Source organism: Cohnella silvisoli, assembly GCF_021190915.1.
In the GTDB taxonomy this organism is placed as follows: Bacteria; Bacillota; Bacilli; order Paenibacillales; family Paenibacillaceae; genus Cohnella; species Cohnella silvisoli.
The window spans coordinates 45,931-64,649 of the sequence record NZ_JAIOAP010000008.1 but is presented as its reverse complement, the minus strand read 5'-3'; the positions used below and the strand labels follow the sequence as shown (position 1 = coordinate 64,649).

The window sequence follows — 18,719 nt, the reverse complement described above, 5'->3', positions numbered from 1 at the left end:
CCGCCCCCCATTGTTAGCCGATTCTGTTCAACAGTCCTTTGAGCGCGCGATCCGATTCCTTTAACACTCGTTTGCGATCTACTGTCTTCACCATTTTCCCTTGCATGACGATTTCTCCGTCAATGAAAACCGTGTCCACATCGCCGCGCGTAGCGGCATAGACGACTCTGGAGAACAAATCCGCGTCGTACGACGGATACGCATGGAAATCTTCCAAATCGAGCAGCTGCAAATCCGCTAATTTGCCGACTTCGATGCTGCCGATTTCCTTCTCCATGCCGAGAACTTCCGCTCCGCCCATCGTTGCCATTCGAAGCACCGTTCTCGCATCCATAACGGTAGGTCCATGCTGAATCTTCTGGATGAAGGCGGTCAGCCTCATTTCTTGGAACATATCCAAGTTGTTGTTGCAAGGCGCACCGTCCGCTCCGATCCCGACCGCAATCCCTTCCCTCATCAGTTCGGGTATTTGGGCGACACCGGAAGCAAGCTTCATGTTCGAGCCCGGACAATGCGTCACCTTCACTCCGCGATCGCGGATAATTCTCTTCTCCTCGTCGTTCAGCCAGATGCTGTGCGCCAAGATCAGATTGGGCTTTGCTAAACCGATATGATCCAAATAAACCACGTTGCGCATTCCGCGTTCCGCTTCGACCAGCGCGATCTCGTCTAAATTTTCCGAAGCGTGCGTATGCACTTTGACTTTATATTGCTCGGATAAATCCCGAACCCCCACCAGCAGCTTTTCCGTGCATGAGACGACGAACCGCGGGCAGAAGGCATATTGGATGCGTCCGTTCGCCGTGCCGTGCCAACGCTCCAGCAGATCGACGCTTTGCTGCAAGGAGCTTTCCGTCTGCTCTTGCAGCGCTAGCGGAACTTCCGTTCCATGATCCATCATGACCTTGCCCGACAAAGCCCGCATCCCGCTCTCTTCGATGGCGCGGAAGGCAGAATCCGTATAATGCACGGTTTCCATGTCGAGTATCGTCGTCGTTCCGCTTCGGATCAGTTCACCCAAACCGAGCAAGGCCGAATAATAAACGGAGTCCTCGTCGTGAGCGGCTTCAAGCGGCCATATTTTCTGGCGGAGCCAGTCAATCAATGCCAAGTCGTCCGCCCTTCCGCGAAATAACGTCTGGCACAAATGGATATGCGTTTGCACGAATCCGGGGAGCAGAACTTTACCCTCGGCATCGATGATGACATCTGCTTGTTCGGTTAAGTGATCTCCAACGGAAGTAATCCTATTGCCCGTGATCAGAACATCGCCCTTTAACACTTCATTGCTGCCATTCATCGTCACGATAATCGCGTTGCGAATCAATTTCGTTGCCATGGAACGCCTCCTCCTCAAAGATGCTATAAGATACCGTATGCGGTCTGCCGATGAGGTTTCCCTGCTAAGAAGCCTGCGGAACAGAAAAGCCATCTTCAGTCTCAGCAAATGTTGCAGACGTGCATGACATAAGTATTCCTCTTTTAAGCATTCCAGCTTCTCCGTTCGAACCGATGGCGGTGTCGAAACCGGAAAATCGGTTGTCACGCATCGGTACGGCTATTTGAAAAGATCCTTCTAAACGGAATGCTTGAGACAGAGGATATACCGATAATGCTTGCTCGACTGTCAAAAACATAGCTGCACCTCCCCTCGGCAAGCGACACGTGAAGCGATATCGAGCCAGCATGTGAATTACATGTAAATATATATAACATTTTAGAGGCAAAGTTGTTTTGTTGCAATATACATGTTATGTATTATTGCTTAATGGGACATAATGGTATTTATTTATTTTTATAGTGAACGATTCGGAAAGGTGTATGTAATATTACATAACATATAGTATCAATTTTAGTTAAATTACACTTGAGCGTTATTGTTAGTGTTGCAACAAACAAAAAAAAGATCACCCCTGGACACAAAGTCCTAGTTGGGTGATCTTACATTTATCTTTGATTAGTTGGCTTCCGTATCTTCAACTTCATCGATACCTGCCAGGCCCGCAAACAAGGCATGAACGAACTGGTCCGCATCAAACTGCTGCAGGTCGTCCATCTGCTCTCCAAGCCCAACGAACTTCACCGGCAGCGAGAGCTCGTTGCGGATAGCAATGACGATTCCGCCCTTGGCCGTTCCGTCAAGCTTAGTGAGCACCAATCCGGTTACGCCGCTTTTCTCGCCAAACAGCTTAGCCTGCTGAAGCGCGTTCTGACCCGTCGTTGCATCAAGAACGAGCAACGTTTCATGCGGAGCTCCGGGAATTTCGCGTTGGATAACGCGATGGATTTTGGCGAGCTCCTCCATCAGGTTCGCTTTGTTCTGCAGCCGGCCGGCCGTATCGCAGATGAGCACGTCTACGTTCCGCTTCTTGGCCGCTTGGACGGCATCGAACATGACCGCCGCCGGATCGGAGCCGGACTCTTGCTTGATCACATCCACGCCTACGCGTCCGCCCCATACTTCCAACTGCTCGATCGCGCCCGCACGGAACGTGTCCCCAGCAGCTAGGAGCACCTTCTTGCCCTGCTGCTTGTAACGCCAAGCCAATTTCCCTATTGTCGTCGTCTTTCCGACGCCATTAACCCCGACGAACAAGATCACCGTAATCCCGTTCGGATTTTCCTTAAGACCCGCTTCTTCGCCGCTTCCTTGCAGCATGGCCACAAGCTTCTCGGACAGTATAGGCCTCAACTCGGAAGGCTGTTCGATTTTGCGCTTCTTAACTTCCGTACGCAGATCATCGATCAAACCCATAACCGTATTCACGCCGACGTCGGCTCCGATCAATATTTCTTCCAGCTCTTCGAAAAACTCTTCGTCGATTTTTTTGCGCCGGCTGAACAATTCCTCCACTTTGCCTACGAACGCATCGCGGGTTTTGGCCAATCCTTCACGGAACTTGCTCGTCACCGATTCGGTCTTGGAGGCAATACTTTCCCTCAATCTCTTGAAAAAACTCATAACCGCTTCCTCCAACCTGTTGCATCTATTACTCGTTCCTAACTCTTAAGCCGTCGCCGTCATCTCTTCGCTATCTTCCAACCGGACGGAAACGAGCTTCGATACGCCGCCCTCTTCCATCGTTACCCCGTAGAGTACGTCCGCTTCCTCCATCGTTCCTTTACGGTGGGTAACGACGATGAATTGCGTGGAATCCGAAAATTCGCGCATGTATTGGGCGTAACGGGCAACGTTCGCTTCATCCAGCGCAGCCTCGACTTCATCCAGCACGCAGAAAGGTACCGGCTTGACATGCAGAATGGCGAACAAAAGCGCAATCGCCGTAAGAGCCCTCTCTCCGCCGGATAACAGCTGCAAGTTCGTCAGCTTCTTGCCGGGCGGCTGCGCTACGATATCGATACCCGTATCGAGCGGGCGGTCCGGTTCGCTAAGAATGAGATCCGCGCGTCCGCCTCCGAACATCCGGGAAAACACGACAACGAAATGCTTGCGAATTTCCTCGAAAGTGGTACGGAACCGCTTGGACATCTCATCGTCCATCTCTCGAATGATTCCGTTAAGCTTCGTCTTCGCTTCGATGAGGTCGTTCTCTTGTTCCGACAAGAAATGAAACCGCTCGAACACGCGCTTGTACTCCTCGATTGCCCCGAGGTTGACGTCCCCTAGCGAAGAAATCTTCCGCTTCATGTCGCGAACTTCGTTCTGGGTAGCCGGGATATCCTCCGGAACCGGATAACGTTCCTTCGCCAACTCGAAGCCGATTTCATATTCCTCGGTTAGCTTGCGAAGCAGGTTATCGAGTTCAACGTCCATCCGGTTAACGGCGATCTCGGCCTGTCGCAGGCTTTCTTCAACGTTTCTCAGCTTCGTGCGCTGCTCCTTCGTCTCGCCTTCCTTACGCTCCAGATCACGATGCTTTTCCGCACGATCGGCTCGCTTGAATTCGATGTTCTCGGTAAATTGTTTTTTCTGCAGTCGCAGCTCGTTCAAACGTTCTCTGTGCTCGACCGATTCTTCCATATTTCTCGCGGTTTCCGTATCGTTGTGTTCCAAGGATTCCTTAAATTGCTTCCTCTCCGCCGTTAAACGCGACAAGTCCGTGCGTTGGCGGCTTGCTTGCTCGTCGAGAGCGCTGAGGTCCTGCTCCAAACGCGCGATGGAAACTTTCATTTCGGTAAGCGCCGACTGAAGCTCCTCTTTCGCGGATTGGCTCTTGCGCCGCAATTCCTCCGCTTCGCGAATTCGGTTCTGAATGCGCTGTTCTTCTCCCGTGAGTTCGGCAAGCCGGGCTTCAGCTTCTTCCCGGCTCGATTTAAGGCTGCCGGCTTCCACATCGAATGCCGCCTTTTCCCCCAACAATGCGGAGTGCTGCTCTTCAAGCTGCTTCTCATCCTGCAACAGCTGCTGGTGCTCGCCGGCAACCTGCTGCTCGTTCAAGCGCTCTTGCTCTCCTTGATTACGCAGCATTTCAATATTTTGCGCCACTTGGGCGAGCTCTTTTTTCAAATCGTCGACTTCCGCTTTAGAAAGCTCTCGCGCGGTTTCCGCTTCTTTGATCTCCCGTTCCAATTCTTCCAGCTGCCGTTGACGGCCGAGCAGGCTCGACGACTTCTTCTGCAGGCTTCCGCCCGTCATGGAACCGCCGGCATTGACGATATCCCCGTCCCGCGTTACGACGCGAAACCGGTACTGCAGCTTGGATGCGATTCGGTTAGCCTGCTCCAACGTTTCCGCGATCAACACGTTTCCGAGCATGCTGCTGACGATTGCCGAATATTTCGGTTCCGAACCGACAAGCTCGGATGCTACGCCGATAAAACCTTCCGCCTGCTCCAGCATTCGACGATCGCTGTCCGGTAAACTCCTTGCCCGGATAACGTCGAGGGGAAGGAAAGTCGCGCGTCCCGACTGCCGCTGCTTCAAGTAAGTTATTGCGGTACGAGAGCTCTTCTCGTCTTCCATAACGACATGCTGAAGCGCCCCGCCGAGCGCGGTCTCAATGGCAACCTCCAGATGAGCGGGTACGCTCACCAGCTCCGCCACCGCTCCGTGCACGCCATGCAGATTACCGCGTTTGGATGCTTTGAGCACTTCGCGAACGCCGTGCTGGAAGCCGTCATAATCATTTTGCAGCTCTTTGATCGTGTCGCGGCGCGACACGAGCGCTTCGCGCTTCTGCTCGAAACGGCGAACGGCCGCCTGCGCCTCCTCCAGATTGCGTTGAAGTTCGGAAGAACGGGTGCCCTCCGCTACGTAACGATCGCGCACTTCGGTAAGCGCCAGCGTTACGGCGGCAAGCCTCTGATCCAACTGCTCACGCTTAGCCTTCAACGCATTCAGCTGATCACTCCACTTCGCTTCCTCTTCCGCGATTCTGGATACCCGCCGCTCTAACACCTCTCGTTGCCCATCGCCATAACGGATATCGTTGCGGGCTTGCGCCATCGCGTTTAACGTATCGAACAACTCCGCTTTAAGCCGTTCCTCCGCTTCGGAGCTTCCATCCGCCAGAGCCAGCTTCTCTTCTTCCTCGTAGAGTTTAGCAGACTTCGAAGTCAGTTCGGCTTCAAGTTCAATCCGTTTGCTCTTAAGAACGGCTTCCTCGGCCGAAGCTTGTTCGAAACGCTCCTCAGCCGAAGCCAGAGATTGCTGAAGACCTTCGCGGGTACGCTCCAAATGGCTGCGGCGTTCGTTAAGCAGTTCGACGTAACCTTCCGATTTCTCGGTTTCTTCGCTGCATCGCAGCAATTCATCTTGGAGCTGCTCCAGCAATTCCTCCAAGCGAACCAATGCTTGACGTTCTTCTTCCAGAATCGCGTCGTGTTTGCTGACGAAAGTAGAGTATTCCGTCTGTTCATTGCGAAGAATCGCCAGCTTATCGTTCGTTTGCGACCATGAAGTATGCACTCCCTCGATCTGATGAACGTACAGCGCGATTTCTTTATTTTTCAAATCCTCTTTTAAGGTTTTGTATAATTCGGCTTTCTCGGACTGATCCTTAAGCGGCTCGATTTGTTTCTCAAGCTCGCTGACCAAATCGTGAATCCGCAGCAAGTTGCCCTCTGTATCCTCTAGCTTCTTCTGCGCTTCCTTCTTGCGGCTTTTGTACTTGACGATACCGGATGCTTCTTCGAAAATACCCCGACGGTCCTCGGAGCGCGTGCTCAATATTTCCTCGATGCGCCCTTGTCCGATAATGGAATAAGCTTCCCGGCCGATCCCCGTATCCATGAACAGCTCGGTAATATCCTTAAGCCGGCAAGGCTGCTTGTTGATTAAATATTCGCTTTCCCCGTTGCGGTGAACCCGGCGTGTGACCGTAACTTCGCTGAAGTCGAGCGGCAGCGCCTTGTCTATATTGTCGAGCGTCAAAGAAACCTCGCCGAAGTTAACCGCCTTGCGGGAATCGCTTCCGGCGAAAATAATATCCTGCATGTTGCCGCCGCGGAGCGATTTCGCGCTCTGTTCGCCAAGCACCCAGCGAATTCCGTCGGAAATATTGCTTTTACCGCTGCCGTTCGGTCCGACCACCGCTGTAATCCCGCGTACGAATTCCAACTCGGTCCGGTCCGCGAACGACTTAAAACCGGTTAGCTCGATTCTTTTCAAATACATAAGGATGAATTCTCCTCTCGACTCGGCCCTTACTCGGGAAATGGCTTCGCAAACGTTGCGAGCGCTTGGGAAGCAGCCTGCTGCTCCGCTTCCTTCTTGGAACGCCCAATCCCCTTGCCTAGACGCTGCTTGCCGATGACGACGACTGCCACGAACTCGCGGTCGTGAGCGGGTCCCCGTTCCTCCACGATGCGATAATCGAGCGCACCCATTGACAATTGTTGAACCTTCTCCTGCAGCTCCGTCTTGAAGTCCTTAAGCGGAGCTTGCCCATCTCCCGGCAGCAAAGAAAAGAGATGGCGATCCAAGAACGCGCGTACCGCGTTTAATCCCTGATCCAAATACAGAGCGCCTAAGAACGCTTCGAAAGCGTCCGCAAGCAAAGACGGCCGAGTGCGGCCTCCCGTTTGCTCCTCCCCTTTGCCGAGCAGCACGACCTGCCCGAAATCGAGCGTCTCGGCAAAACGGACAAGCGACGGTTCACAGACGATACTCGCCCGCAAACGGGTCAATTCCCCTTCCGGAGATTCCGGATAGAGACGATACAAATATTCGGATACCGTCAGTTGCAGTACAGCATCCCCTAGAAATTCCAAGCGTTCGTTATCTGCAATGCGGGCGCCCCGCTGTTCATTCACATAGGAAGTATGCGTAAAAGCTTGCTTCAGCAAAGCGGGGTTGCGGAAAGTCAGGTTAATACGTTGTTGCAATTGCTGAAAACCGTCTTTCATCGTCTCTCACCTCAACCTGCGCCCCATAAACAGTCGACGCAGGCAGCATATGCCGCCTGCGTCGACGTTCACGCGCTTATTAAGCTTCGTATTTACGCATGATGATGGTAGCGTTATGGCCGCCGAAACCGAAAGAGTTCGACAAAGCCACTTGCACATCCGCTTCACGCGGTTTATTAGGCACATAATCCAAGTCTAGCTCCGGATCTTGGTTATCCAAGTTAGCCGTTGGCGGGATAATGCCGTTCTGCAGCGTCAATCCCAAGATTACCGCTTCTACTCCACCGGCAGCGCCGAGCAAATGCCCGGTCATGGACTTCGTTGAACTAACCGCAAGCTTGTAGGCGTGATCGCCGAATGCTTTCTTAATCGCGGTTGTCTCCGATTTGTCCCCGATACCCGTGGAAGTACCGTGCGCATTAATGTACTGAATAGCCTCCGGTTCGAGTCCCGCGTCGGTAAGCGCCTTCCGCATGCAGCGAGCAGCGCCATCCGGATCGGGATCGGTCATATGATGAGCATCCCCGCTCATGCCGTAGCCAATGACCTCGGCATAGATGCGAGCGCCTCTGTTCAAGGCATGCTCGAGCGATTCCAGAATCAGAACTCCCGCGCCTTCGCCCATCACGAATCCGTCGCGATCGACATCGAACGGACGGCTAGCTTTCTCCGGCTCGTCGTTACGAGTGCTCATCGCTCTCATCGCGCAGAAACCCGCCATGCCGATCGGACGAATCGTCGCTTCCGCGCCGCCGCAGATCATGACGTCGGCGTCTCCGCGCTGGATCATCTTATAGCTGTCGCCGATAGAGTGAGTCCCTGTCGCGCAAGCCGAGACGGCTGCGGAGTTGGGCCCCTTAGCTCCGGTAACCATAGAGACTTGGCCGCTGGCCATGTTGGCGATCATCATCGGGATAAAGAACGGGCTTACGCGGCGCGGACCCTTCTCCATTAAGACCGTATGCTGATCTTCCCAAGTACCCAAACCGCCGATACCTGAGCCAACGACGACGCCCACGCGCTCAGGGTCGGCGTTCTCGCCGATAACGAGCTTGGCGTCTTCGATCGCAAGCTTGCTGGCCGCGACTCCGAATTGCACGAAGCGGTCCATCTTGCGGGTTTCCTTCTTGTCGATGTAGACGCTTGGATCGAAGTCTTTGATCTCCGCGGCTATTTTCGTTGTATATTCAGTCGTATCGAATGCTTCTATGAGACTAATTCCGGATTTGCCGTTTAGAATATTATTCCAGAACGTAGGCAAATCGGATCCGAGGGACGTTACGACCCCCATTCCTGTGACGACAACACGCTGTGTCAAAACCCATTCACCTCTTCAGGGTATTTCAATCCACGCTCCCGTTTCAATCCACGCTCCGGAATGTGAAGCGACGCTTAAATGTGCAGAAGTCCCGTCGCAATAACGGGACTTGGTCGATCATTACGCATGAGATTGTATGTATTTAACGACTTCTCCCACGGTTGTGATCTTCTCTGCATCCTCGTCTGAAATCTCCAAGTCGAATTCGTCTTCGAGTTCCATAACGAGTTCTACCACATCGAGAGAGTCAGCGCCTAAGTCGTCTTTGAAGGATGCTTCGGCTGTTACCTCTGCCTCTTCAACCCCTAGGCGTTCGATAACGATGCGTTTAACACGTTCTTGTACATCGGACATCCGGTTCACCTCCCTTAACGTATTATACGTGAATCATGGACAAAAAGCCAGAGTCGCATCGCACGGAAACCGTGCCAATCCGTACATTCGAGAAGCTGCTTTCAACGCTGCCGATCGATTGCACGGGGCCTTCCTACATATACATCCCGCCATCGACGTGAATCGTTTGGCCGGTCATATAAGACGCCGCGTCAGAAGCCAGGTAAACGACGGCCGCCGCGATGTCCTCGGGACGGCCCATTCTGCCGATCGGAATTTCCGCAAGCAGCTTCTCCCGATATTCGGCAGGAAGCTTATCGGTCATATCCGATTCGATAAAACCGGGAGCCACAGCATTCACCGTAATGCCCCGTGACGCCAATTCCTTGGCCGCGGACTTCGTCAAGCCGATGACGCCCGCTTTAGCCGCAACATAGTTAGCTTGTCCGGCATTGCCTAGAACGCCGACGACGGACGAAATGTTGATAATGCGGCCGGAACGCTGCTTCATCATGGAACGGGTCACGGCTTTCAAGCCGTTGAATACGCCCTTCAGGTTCGTCTCGATTACTTCGTCGAATTCCGATTCCTTCATTCGCATGATTAGGTTATCACGGGTGATGCCCGCATTATTCACGAGTATATCCAGCTTGCCGAAAGCTTCGATCGCCGCGGATACCATCTCGTCGAATTCCGCGGCTTTGCCGACGTTCGCTTTAACCATGATCGCTTTGCGTCCAAGCGCTTCCACCGCTTTGACGGTTTCCGCCGCCGCCGCCTCGCTGCCGGAATAGTTAACGGCTACATCCGCGCCGGCTTCCGCAAGACCGATCGCGATTGCCCGGCCGATTCCCCGGGACGCTCCGGTTACGAGAGCGCTCTTGCCGTTCAGATCCCATTTCGCCATATTGCCGATCACCCTCTCGTCCATTGTCGCTGTTTCAGCTTCATTGTGCAACTTCCGCCGCGGCCGTTGCCGATGTCGCGCTATTCACCGAGATCACTTGCACGGATTTGTCTATTTTTTTGATCAGACCCGCCAATACGGTTCCCGATCCGATCTCGACGAACGTATCGACCCCTTCGCCGATCAAATACTTAATCGTATCCTCCCATTGCACCGGCGATACGACTTGTTTCACGAGCAGCTCGCGAAGCTCGTCTCCCGAAGTAACGGGCAAAGCATGAACGTTAGCGATAACGGGAATCTGCGCATTGCGGAAATCTACTTTCGCAAGCTCGGCCGCCAAAGCATCCGCCGCCGGCTGCATAAGAGAGGAATGAAACGGCCCGCTCACGTCTAATGGAATAACTCTTTTGGCACCTGCTTCTTTGCCTCGTTCGGCTATGGCGGCAACGCCTTCAGCCGTTCCGGACACCACGATCTGACCTGGGCAATTGACATTGGCCAACTCGACGAGCCCTGCCGAAGCCGTAACGTCCGCGCATAGCGTTTGCAACGGTTCGCGTTCGGCGCCTAACACGGCCGCCATCGCGCCTTGGCCGCTCGGAACGGCTTGCTCCATAAATTGGCCGCGCGCCCTTACGAGCCGGATCGCATCTTCGAAAGAGAGCACTCCCGCCGCGACCAATGCGCTGTATTCTCCCAAGGAATGTCCAGCCACGAAATCGGGCTTAACTTGCTGATGAGCTTTATAGGTCTCGAGCAAAGCAATGCTCGTTGCAAGCAAAGCCGGCTGCGTATTAGCCGTTTGGCGCAGCTGTTCGTCCGGCCCTTCGAAAGCCAGCGTCGATAACGCGAAACCTAGCGCCGCATCGGCTTGATCGAAAATTCCGCGAGCAGCGGCATTGCTTTCATAAGCATCCTTCCCCATTCCGACGGCTTGCGCGCCTTGGCCGGGAAATACAAATGCGATTTTACCCAATGTGATCCCTCCTAAGTGCGGCAATCATGAAACGCCTGAGTAGCCATTTGTCGTCACGACTTACCAGACTAAGACGGACGCGCCCCAGGTCAATCCGCCGCCGAATCCGACGAGCACCAGGTGATCGCCTTCCTTCACGCGACCTTCCTCAACCGCTTCGGCAAGCGCTACCGGAATCGATGCCGCGGACATGTTGCCGTAACGATCCAAGTTGATCATACATTTGTCTTCCGACAGGTTCAATCTCTCCAACGCCGATTGAATGATCCGGATATTGGCTTGATGAGGAATGAGCAGATCGATATCGGATTTCTCGATACCTGCCATCGACAATGCTTCCTCCGCCGCGCTTCCCATGACGCGAACGGCGAACTTAAACACGTCGCGGCCGTTCATCTCGATGTAATGGCGACGGTCCGATACGGTTTGCTCCGTTGAAGGCAAGCGAGAACCGCCTCCGCAAATGCGCAGCAATTCTCCCCCCGCCCCATCGGCGCCGAGTTTAAACGACTGAAAGCCGCGGCCTGACGGAACTTCGCCCAGAACGACCGCACCCGAGCCGTCTCCGAAAAGAATGGAAGTATTGCGGTCCGTGTAATCCGTAATCCGGGATAGGCATTCCGCGCCGACAACGAGCACGTGGCGGTACATCCCCATCTTAATGAATCCTGTCGCATTAGCTAAACCGTAAATAAATCCCGAACAAGCGGCCGACAAATCGAATGCTGCGGCCTTCTTGGCTCCAAGCTTTTCTTGCAGCAAACAGGCCGTCGATGGGAAAAACATATCCGGAGTAATCGTTGCCACGATGATCAGGTCCAACTGATCCGCTGTAATACCGGCAGCATCCAACGCCCGAATCGACGCTTCATAGGCGAGATCGGACGTTGCTTGTTCCATGGCGGCGATTCTTCTTTCCCGAATGCCCGTCCGCGTGACGATCCATTCATCGTTCGTTTCCACCATCTGTTCCAACTCGTGATTCGTTAAACGGCGTTCCGGAACGTATTTGCCCGTCCCGAGAATGCCGACCGAAATTTCATTCATGCCGCTTCTCTCACTTTCCGTTGAATTCATCGGTCAGCGCCGCGATCAGCCCGTTGCCGATTGCCGTGCGGGCTTGCCTAATGGCCGTCTTCATGGCAACCGCATCCGATGAACCATGACCTTTAATGACTAATCCATTAACGCCAAGAAGCGGCGCTCCGTTATGCTCGTTGTAATCCATTTTACGCCTGACGTTTCGGAAGTTGGGTTTTAGAACCCCTGCCGCCAGCTTGGATGTAAAAGATGAAGTCAATTCCTGCCGGAGAAGCTTAAAAATCGTAGACGCCGCGCCTTCCATCGCCTTAAGCAATATGTTGCCCGAGAAACCGTCGCATACAAGCACATCGCACTGACGATCCAGCACGGCGCTCGCTTCTACATTGCCTATGAAGTTAATCGGCGCATTTTCCAATAACTCGTACGCGGTTTTAGTCAGTTCGTTGCCTTTGGCAGATTCAGTCCCGACGTTAAGGAGGCCGACGCGAGGCTTCTCGATGCCATGAACCTTGTTGCGGTACAAACTTCCCATCATGGCATATTGCAAAAGGTGCTCCGGTTTTGCGTCCATATTCGCGCCCATATCCAGAGCCAGCACGCCTACGTTGTCCAAAGTCGGAAACATAGGCGCCAGCCCCGGACGTTCAATGCCCTTTAACCGACCGACGACCAGCAAGCCGACGGCCATTAACGCGCCCGTATTCCCCGATGAAATCATGGCGGCCGCTTTGCCGTCTTTCACGAGGCGGCCGGCCACGACCATCGAGGAATCGGACTTGCGCCGAACGGCTTTGACCGGCTCATCGTCATTGCCGATGACTTCCAAAGCGGGTTCGATAGATATATTGGCAGGAGCCGCATTTCCCAATAAAGGCTGGATCACTTCCGGATTGCCAACCAGTATTAAATGGGTATCCGGCCACTGCGCAGCTGCAGACAATGCACTCTCGATATGGGCATGCGGCGCGTGGTCGCCGCCCATGACATCAATCGCAATCCGCATGAGCTACACTCCTTTATGTTTTGGATTCTCCTGCGGATCGATAAATAACGAAGTTTCCTTGGAACACCATTTCTTCGCCTACGTATGTAAACACTTCGACTTTAGCTTTCCCTTTTTGTTCCCCGCCGGCTCTGACATAGGCTTTGGCAAAACATTTCTCGCCTAAACGGGCAGGACGAATAAAACGGATATCCGCGGATGCAGTCAAGGCGATCTCGTCGTTAATAACCGCTACCGCAAGCGAATTCGCTTGAGCGAACACATGATGTCCCCGGGCGATTCCCGTGCGGGAGAACACATGCTCTTCGCTGATCTCGAATAAGGATATTCCGCTCTTGTCGAGTTGCAAATCGACGATATCCCCGATCACTTCGTGCAAAGGCAATGAACGAACGGAGTCGTAAGAGCGCTCGGCCATCAGCTTCAATCTTTCCCTAAGCTCCGGTATGGCTAACTCCAAGCGATCCAATCGAATCGTCTGGATGCTGACTTTCAGTTGACGGGTCAGTTCCCGGTCGGTGAGGAACGGATTTTCGTCCAATAGCCTGCTTAGCTGTTGATGACGCTGACGTTTCGGAAGCCGTTCCATGTTCACCACCGCTTTCTTGTAGATAACCTTTAATACCTGATGCCAAAAAGAAATTAAACAAAAACGCGTCCGTATGCACCGACCGCAAGCAACGCTATGTCGGCCGCATAACAGCCTCATAACGTTCCCCTGTCGAGAATCCAGACGCGCCTTAAAGTTTATTGCTTGATGATTTCACGCGATTTGTACGTGCCGCAAACTTTACATACGCGATGCGATACTTTCAATTCGCCACATTGCTCACATTTCACCATGCCTGGAACCACCAATTTGAAGTGTGTCCGGCGCTTGTGTTTGCGTGCTTTCGATGTCTTTGCAAAAGGTACTGCCAATGCTGCCACCTCCTTATTCAGGTCCGAACGTCGCCAGGCTATGCAAGCCGGACTTATTCTTTCTGAGATTTAAACCAATCCTGAAGCGCAGCCATACGGGGATCAACTTTCTCCGTATTGCAACCGCACGATTGTTCGTTCAGGTTAACCCCGCAATCCGGGCACAGTCCTTTGCAATCTTCCTTGCAGAGGGGAGCGTACGGTAATTGGACCACCAGCTCTTCCGCCAAGTAAGGCGTCAGATCGATCCGCTCTTCCGTAACCGGTACGGCTTCATCATCTTCGCTTAATTCGGCTTCTCCATCGTCGACGACCCTAAACTGTTCCTCAAAGGAAAGTTCGACGTTTTCGTCAAAGTTGTCCAAGCAGCGCGAACACCGCATACGAACATCGCAGGAGAGTTGACCCGACACCAGAATCCGATCATCCGCTGCATGCGCGACGAGATCGTACTTCATGGGCGTGAGCGGTTTGTATTCCGGGCTGTTCCGGAACCATTCCGTCATGTCGAGAGTTCCTTGTAACTCTAACGGCTGCTGCCGGGATACAAGTTCTTGCACTTTTAGCAACATAGAATCACTCCAAACAAACAAAAATTATTATATCGAGTTTAAGGCTCTTTTGTCAACATTTTCGCGCCGTATCCGCTTAATCTTCTCTTGAGGACACTCTGCATGTTATATTGTGGCAAAAGAAAAAACAAATCAAAGCTGCGAAGGAGATAGACATGTCAACGGTCGGCGTCATCGTGGAGTATAACCCTTTGCATAACGGTCATCTCTATCATTTACAGCAATCCAGAAAAATAACGCAAGCGGACCATGTCGTCGCCGTCATGAGCGGCCATTTCCTGCAGCGCGGCGAGCCCGCTCTGGCGGACAAGTGGGCAAGAGCGGAGATGGCGCTGCGGGCGGGATGCGATCTCGTTCTCGAGCTGCCTGTCGCTTATAGTGCCCAACCCGCTCAATGGTTCGCTTATGGGGCGATAGCCCTATTCGAGGCTGCGGGCGTCGTGGATTCCTTCTGTTTCGGCAGCGAAAGCGGGGATTTGGAATCGCTTGAGCTTATGGCTTCCTTATTATCGGAAGAGCCGCCGGAATTCGTTGGACTGCTCGGGACGCGGCTCAAGGAAGGTCTTCCCTATCCATCGGCGTTCACCGCAGCCGCTAAAGCCTATTTGCAAAATAAAGGCTTGGACGGGCTTGCCTTTTCATTAGAGCAGCCTAACCATACGCTTGGGCTTCATTATTTAATGGCTCTGCGGAAAATAAACAGCAACATTACCCCCTACACTCTCCGTCGCGAGAAATCCGATTATGGGCAATCCGATATTACGGATGTTCATATTGCTAGCGCAACGGCCTTGCGCAAAGTGTTGTTAGGGGAATCGGGTTCGTTGGAGCAACTGGCTTCGTACGTTCCGGCTTCAACCCTGGAAATCCTGCAGCGCGAAATGAATGCCGGGAGAGCGCCGATTCATTGGGAGTTGTACGCGCGCCCCCTCTTCCACGAATTGTTTCGTCAGGACGAGCAACAAATTGCGGCTTACGCCGAAGTAACCGAAGGGCTTGAGCACCGGATCAGAAACGTGCTGACGGGTTTGCCGGAGATGACCGTCGCCGCTTTGCTGCAAGCGTTAAAAACGAAAAGATACACCCAAACGAAGCTGCAGCGCATGTTGCTGCGAATATTGCTCGGTCATCACAAGGAAATGCTGAATGCCGAACGGCTTGCTGCAGGCATAGAATATATTCGCGTGCTTGGGTTTAATGAACGAGGACAGCGTTTGCTTCATGAAATGAGGAACAAAGCTAAAGTTCCCGTCGTTACATCGGCCGCCAAGGGGGATTGGCCGTATTTGCGCCTGGATGCCCAGGCGACTGCCGTTTACTCGCTTGCGTATCAAGACGCCGATTCCTCTATGGCCATGCGCGATTACACGAAACCGCCGATTCGACTGTAGCATCGGCCCCCAATTTGGACAAGAAGGTCTATCCCTCCCGTATGGGACGTACATTGTAATGTATTTCTCTGTTGGGGGGCAATGCATTATGGGTAAAGTTTCAAGGCGAAGAGGTTCTGCCTTCCTATCCGTTGTTCTAGGAACGGCAGCGCTGCTTGTCGTGGTCGGAATCGTCCATTCTCCCGGCGAAGCGTTTCGCGCATCGCTTTCGGGTTTGCAAATATGGTGGCAAAACGTATTTCCCGGCTTGCTTCCTCCCTTGATGCTGGCAGAGCTATTGGCCGCGTCCGGCTTGCTGCACGGAATGGCCACTTTGGCGGAGCCGCTTACCCGGGGGATGTTTCGTTTGCCCGGCGCATCCGGATGGGCGATCGCCTTCGGCTGGTCGGCGGGAATTCCCGCCGGCGCCAAAGAAGCCGCACGGCTTCGCGAGAACGGTATGATCGAGGACGAAGACGTCGATACGATCCTGCTCGTGTCCCATTTGCCTAACCCATTTTTAATCATCCTCGTTATCGGCGGCGGGTTTCTTCAATCCCCGGAGCTCGGGTGGGCAATCGCGTTAGGGCTTTGGTTATCCGCGATCGTATCCGGCTATGCATGGGCCAGAATTGCGAAACCCCGCAAACCCAATGTTCCCCGAATTCCGTTTAGCCACCCGCTCGCTTTGCTGCAAAGAGCGCTTCGCGCTTCCGTAGACGCGCGGAAGGATGACGGCCGTCCATTGGGCAAGCAGTTAGCCGATTCCGTAACGAATGCCGTTGGGACGCTAATGACTTTAGGCGGGTTGATGATGATGAGCGCCGTTGTCCTCCGGTTGATTCAATTATTTTTCCCCGGCAACGATATATGGCTTGCCATACCCGGCTTCTATGAAATGCATCTTGGCGCATATGAGAGCAGCAAGTCTGCCTTGTTCTCTTCCTCTCCCGCGCAAGCGGCAGCGCTTCTTGCCGCCGCGCTCGCATGGAGCGGGTGGAGCGGCCTGCTGCAAGCTCGCGCGGCTTTCGGGAACGGAACGCCTTTCCCGTGGGGCAAAGTCGTCACAAGCCGTTTGCTGCATAGCGCAACAGCTTTGCTGCTCACTTATGTACTCGCTTTAGTCGCCCTATCCAATCCTGTAAAAAGCATGGCGGCTAAGTTATGGCCTGATCGTTGGATTGCCGTTGAAGCATGGGCTGCGGAAGGCCCATTGCCGAGCGGATGGGGGCACTTGTCCGATAACCTAATTATTGCGCTTGCCAGCTTCGGAGTGTTCCTGTTATTGGCTTTATTTGCCTTAATCATCCGTCCGAAGCCCCCAGCCAAACGGGACGATACGATCCCGCCGCCATCTTCTTAATCCAACGGAATCGTGAAATCCAATTGCTCCAGCCTATCCCAAGACTCAAGTTGAACGATAGCGAGACTTAACTTTTCTTTGGTCGAAATCGCTGGAAGCTTAACCTTGTACACGTAAGCATCATCTCGAAGACGGGTCTGTTCATAACGGTCTACCCGGTATCGGTCGCCTTGTCCCCTTGCCGAGCAAGATTTACATCGTCAATCCAATCCAATGATTAATCACTCCCCGCGGGACGTTACATAATCTTGCTTAATTTAAGCTTTAACTATTAGATCGGATAAATGTTCAATCGGTTCATTCCCATCCAATCTTTTTTTGTTATTTAAAACAACAAATGGCCGGACAAAACACGTCGGCCATTCATTCGCGGTTACTACGCTATTATTAGTTTGGAGTACCATCCGGCGATGGAGCCACGTACTTCCCCTGCAACGCTACTTCGACCGCAGGAGGCACCAAGTCCTGCACAGGCCCGTTAAACTTCGCGATTTCTTTGACGATGCTGGAGCTTAAATAAGAATATTTAGGATTAGTCATCATGAACACCGTTTCAATGCCTTCATCTAATTGCCGGTTCGTGGATGCCATCTGCAATTCGTATTCGAAATCCGTGACGGACCGGATGCCGCGAACGATAACCTGCGCTTGGCGGGAACGCATATAACGCACGAGCAAATCACGGAAGCTGTCGATTTCCACGTTGGGCAAATCGCGGGTTACCTCCGCAAGCAGATCCTTTCTCTCCTGCACGCTGAACAGCGGGCTTTTGACCGTATTATTCAGTACGGCTACAATCACGCGATCGAACTGCTTGGCAGACCGGCGAATAATGTCCAGGTGGCCGAAAGTAACGGGATCGAAGCTGCCGGGATAAACCGCAATGCGAAACTCATGCTCCATGCGGGTTTGATGAGGGCTCATCGTATGTATCCTCCTCCTTATGCGTATGTATTTCATGCCGGTAGACGGACAACGCTATTTCACCATAAACGGCATATCTTGTGCGATTAAAATCTCCGAATTGTTCCTTGTAAACGACATCGGGATGATGTTCGACGACCGCAATGGCGCCATCGTCTACTATTCCTTTCGAAGACATATCCATTAACAGCTCATCGCAGTCTTTCATTGCATAAGGCGGGTCCAGGAAAATGATTTGAAAAGGCTCTGCCGCGCGCTGCAACACCTTTATCGCTCTTCGCGCATCGTTGCGGTACACTTCGGCGCGATCGGCTAATCTGGTCGACTTCAAATTGTGGCGGATAACTTCTATACTCTGCGCATTGGAATCGACGAACACTGCGCTTGCAGCTCCGCGGCTTAGTGCTTCTATACCTAATCCGCCGGTTCCTGCGAATAAATCGAGCACCCGCTCTTCATCGAAATAAGGGCCGATGATGTTAAATAGCGATTCCTTAACTTTGTCCGTCGTCGGACGGGTATTGCTGCCTGGCACCGCTTTGAGCGGATGTCCCTTGGCTTGTCCCGAGATGACTCGCACGTCCTCAACCCCTGCATATAGTCCATTGAAGGCAATTGTTTCCTTATAGGTTAACTGGTGTTATGTTACCACAATCCACCGTTTTGCAAAAGCGCGG

18 protein-coding genes are annotated in these 18,719 nt (G+C 53.1%); 2 read left to right on the top strand and 16 right to left on the bottom strand.

Annotated elements, in window-relative coordinates; all coding sequences use genetic code 11:
* Positions 1-13: 13 nt before the first annotated feature.
* The 14 genes from K7P76_RS15980 to K7P76_RS15915 form a co-directional block, all read right to left on the bottom strand.
* Entirely contained in the window at positions 14-1,339 is a 1,326-nt protein-coding gene (locus K7P76_RS15980; RefSeq protein ID WP_232186311.1) for a 5'-deoxyadenosine deaminase, read from the bottom strand.
* Between the two features lie 64 nt (positions 1,340-1,403).
* Complete coding sequence (locus K7P76_RS15975; RefSeq protein WP_232186310.1) at positions 1,404-1,637, bottom strand: hypothetical protein; 234 nt, start codon at positions 1,635-1,637, stop codon at positions 1,404-1,406.
* A gap of 320 nt (positions 1,638-1,957) precedes the next feature.
* A complete protein-coding gene (gene ftsY / locus K7P76_RS15970; protein WP_232186309.1) occupies positions 1,958-2,962 on the bottom strand; it encodes a signal recognition particle-docking protein FtsY in 1,005 nt (334 codons plus the stop codon).
* A gap of 45 nt (positions 2,963-3,007) precedes the next feature.
* Positions 3,008-6,577 (bottom strand): chromosome segregation protein SMC, encoded by a 3,570-nt coding sequence (gene smc / locus K7P76_RS15965; RefSeq protein ID WP_232186308.1) that lies wholly within the window; start codon positions 6,575-6,577, stop codon positions 3,008-3,010.
* Between the two features lie 29 nt (positions 6,578-6,606).
* Positions 6,607-7,308 (bottom strand): ribonuclease III, encoded by a 702-nt coding sequence (gene rnc / locus K7P76_RS15960; RefSeq protein ID WP_232186307.1) that lies wholly within the window; start codon positions 7,306-7,308, stop codon positions 6,607-6,609.
* Between the two features lie 79 nt (positions 7,309-7,387).
* Positions 7,388-8,626 (bottom strand): beta-ketoacyl-ACP synthase II, encoded by a 1,239-nt coding sequence (fabF, locus tag K7P76_RS15955; protein WP_232186306.1) that lies wholly within the window; start codon positions 8,624-8,626, stop codon positions 7,388-7,390.
* Positions 8,627-8,746: 120 nt separating this feature from the next.
* The gene (gene acpP / locus K7P76_RS15950) at positions 8,747-8,980 is read right to left on the bottom strand and encodes an acyl carrier protein (protein WP_115990925.1); all 234 of its coding nucleotides are present in this window, start codon (positions 8,978-8,980) and stop codon (positions 8,747-8,749) included.
* A 133-nt stretch (positions 8,981-9,113) separates the two neighbouring features.
* Positions 9,114-9,866 carry a 3-oxoacyl-[acyl-carrier-protein] reductase gene (gene fabG / locus K7P76_RS15945; RefSeq protein WP_232186305.1) on the bottom strand — a complete coding sequence of 251 codons (753 nt, stop codon included), beginning with the start codon at positions 9,864-9,866 and terminating at the stop codon, positions 9,114-9,116.
* Positions 9,867-9,906: 40 nt separating this feature from the next.
* The gene (gene fabD / locus K7P76_RS15940) at positions 9,907-10,845 is read right to left on the bottom strand and encodes an ACP S-malonyltransferase (protein WP_232186304.1); all 939 of its coding nucleotides are present in this window, start codon (positions 10,843-10,845) and stop codon (positions 9,907-9,909) included.
* 60 nt (positions 10,846-10,905) lie between these two features.
* Entirely contained in the window at positions 10,906-11,892 is a 987-nt protein-coding gene (locus tag K7P76_RS15935) for a beta-ketoacyl-ACP synthase III (protein ID WP_255678580.1), read from the bottom strand.
* A 10-nt stretch (positions 11,893-11,902) separates the two neighbouring features.
* Positions 11,903-12,892 (bottom strand): phosphate acyltransferase PlsX, encoded by a 990-nt coding sequence (gene plsX / locus K7P76_RS15930; protein ID WP_232186303.1) that lies wholly within the window; start codon positions 12,890-12,892, stop codon positions 11,903-11,905.
* 13 nt (positions 12,893-12,905) lie between these two features.
* On the bottom strand, positions 12,906-13,481 hold the full coding sequence (gene fapR, locus K7P76_RS15925) for a transcription factor FapR (protein WP_232186302.1): 576 nt from the start codon (positions 13,479-13,481) through the stop codon (positions 12,906-12,908).
* A 158-nt stretch (positions 13,482-13,639) separates the two neighbouring features.
* A complete protein-coding gene (gene rpmF, locus K7P76_RS15920) occupies positions 13,640-13,813 on the bottom strand; it encodes a 50S ribosomal protein L32 (RefSeq protein ID WP_144705109.1) in 174 nt (57 codons plus the stop codon).
* 53 nt (positions 13,814-13,866) lie between these two features.
* The gene (locus K7P76_RS15915) at positions 13,867-14,385 is read right to left on the bottom strand and encodes a YceD family protein (protein WP_232186301.1); all 519 of its coding nucleotides are present in this window, start codon (positions 14,383-14,385) and stop codon (positions 13,867-13,869) included.
* Positions 14,386-14,540: 155 nt separating this feature from the next.
* Here K7P76_RS15915 and K7P76_RS15910 point away from each other — a divergent pair, with 155 nt between their 5' ends.
* Together K7P76_RS15910 and K7P76_RS15905 are read left to right on the top strand one after the other, a co-directional pair.
* Positions 14,541-15,776 carry a nucleotidyltransferase gene (locus K7P76_RS15910; protein ID WP_232186300.1) on the top strand — a complete coding sequence of 412 codons (1,236 nt, stop codon included), beginning with the start codon at positions 14,541-14,543 and terminating at the stop codon, positions 15,774-15,776.
* Between the two features lie 88 nt (positions 15,777-15,864).
* Positions 15,865-17,118, top strand: coding sequence for a nucleoside recognition domain-containing protein (locus K7P76_RS15905; protein WP_232186299.1), 1,254 nt, complete (start codon positions 15,865-15,867; stop codon positions 17,116-17,118).
* Positions 17,119-17,505: 387 nt separating this feature from the next.
* Here the strand turns inward: K7P76_RS15905 and coaD are convergent, their stop codons facing one another.
* Positions 17,506-18,042 carry a pantetheine-phosphate adenylyltransferase gene (gene coaD / locus K7P76_RS15900; RefSeq protein ID WP_232186298.1) on the bottom strand — a complete coding sequence of 179 codons (537 nt, stop codon included), beginning with the start codon at positions 18,040-18,042 and terminating at the stop codon, positions 17,506-17,508.
* Complete coding sequence (gene rsmD, locus K7P76_RS15895; RefSeq protein WP_232186297.1) at positions 18,011-18,622, bottom strand: 16S rRNA (guanine(966)-N(2))-methyltransferase RsmD; 612 nt, start codon at positions 18,620-18,622, stop codon at positions 18,011-18,013. The genes coaD and rsmD overlap by 32 nt, the downstream gene beginning before the upstream one ends.
* Positions 18,623-18,719 lie beyond the last annotated feature (97 nt).

What these genes read in the sequence shown, in the direction of transcription:
- K7P76_RS15910 (WP_232186300.1), top strand. Translation starts at nt 14,541, where the DNA reads ATGTCAACGGTCGGCGTCATCGTGGAGTATAACCCTTTGCATAACGGT.
- K7P76_RS15980 (WP_232186311.1), bottom strand. Translation starts at nt 1,339, where the DNA reads ATGGCAACGAAATTGATTCGCAACGCGATTATCGTGACGATGAATGGC.
- coaD (WP_232186298.1), bottom strand. Translation starts at nt 18,042, where the DNA reads ATGAGCCCTCATCAAACCCGCATGGAGCATGAGTTTCGCATTGCGGTT.
- rnc (WP_232186307.1), bottom strand. Translation starts at nt 7,308, where the DNA reads ATGAAAGACGGTTTTCAGCAATTGCAACAACGTATTAACCTGACTTTC.
- ftsY (WP_232186309.1), bottom strand. Translation starts at nt 2,962, where the DNA reads ATGAGTTTTTTCAAGAGATTGAGGGAAAGTATTGCCTCCAAGACCGAA.
- plsX (WP_232186303.1), bottom strand. Translation starts at nt 12,892, where the DNA reads ATGCGGATTGCGATTGATGTCATGGGCGGCGACCACGCGCCGCATGCC.
- K7P76_RS15975 (WP_232186310.1), bottom strand. Translation starts at nt 1,637, where the DNA reads ATGTTTTTGACAGTCGAGCAAGCATTATCGGTATATCCTCTGTCTCAA.
- K7P76_RS15905 (WP_232186299.1), top strand. Translation starts at nt 15,865, where the DNA reads ATGGGTAAAGTTTCAAGGCGAAGAGGTTCTGCCTTCCTATCCGTTGTT.
- fabG (WP_232186305.1), bottom strand. Translation starts at nt 9,866, where the DNA reads ATGGCGAAATGGGATCTGAACGGCAAGAGCGCTCTCGTAACCGGAGCG.
- smc (WP_232186308.1), bottom strand. Translation starts at nt 6,577, where the DNA reads ATGTATTTGAAAAGAATCGAGCTAACCGGTTTTAAGTCGTTCGCGGAC.
- K7P76_RS15935 (WP_255678580.1), bottom strand. Translation starts at nt 11,892, where the DNA reads ATGAATGAAATTTCGGTCGGCATTCTCGGGACGGGCAAATACGTTCCG.
- fapR (WP_232186302.1), bottom strand. Translation starts at nt 13,481, where the DNA reads ATGGAACGGCTTCCGAAACGTCAGCGTCATCAACAGCTAAGCAGGCTA.
- acpP (WP_115990925.1), bottom strand. Translation starts at nt 8,980, where the DNA reads ATGTCCGATGTACAAGAACGTGTTAAACGCATCGTTATCGAACGCCTA.
- K7P76_RS15915 (WP_232186301.1), bottom strand. Translation starts at nt 14,385, where the DNA reads ATGTTGCTAAAAGTGCAAGAACTTGTATCCCGGCAGCAGCCGTTAGAG.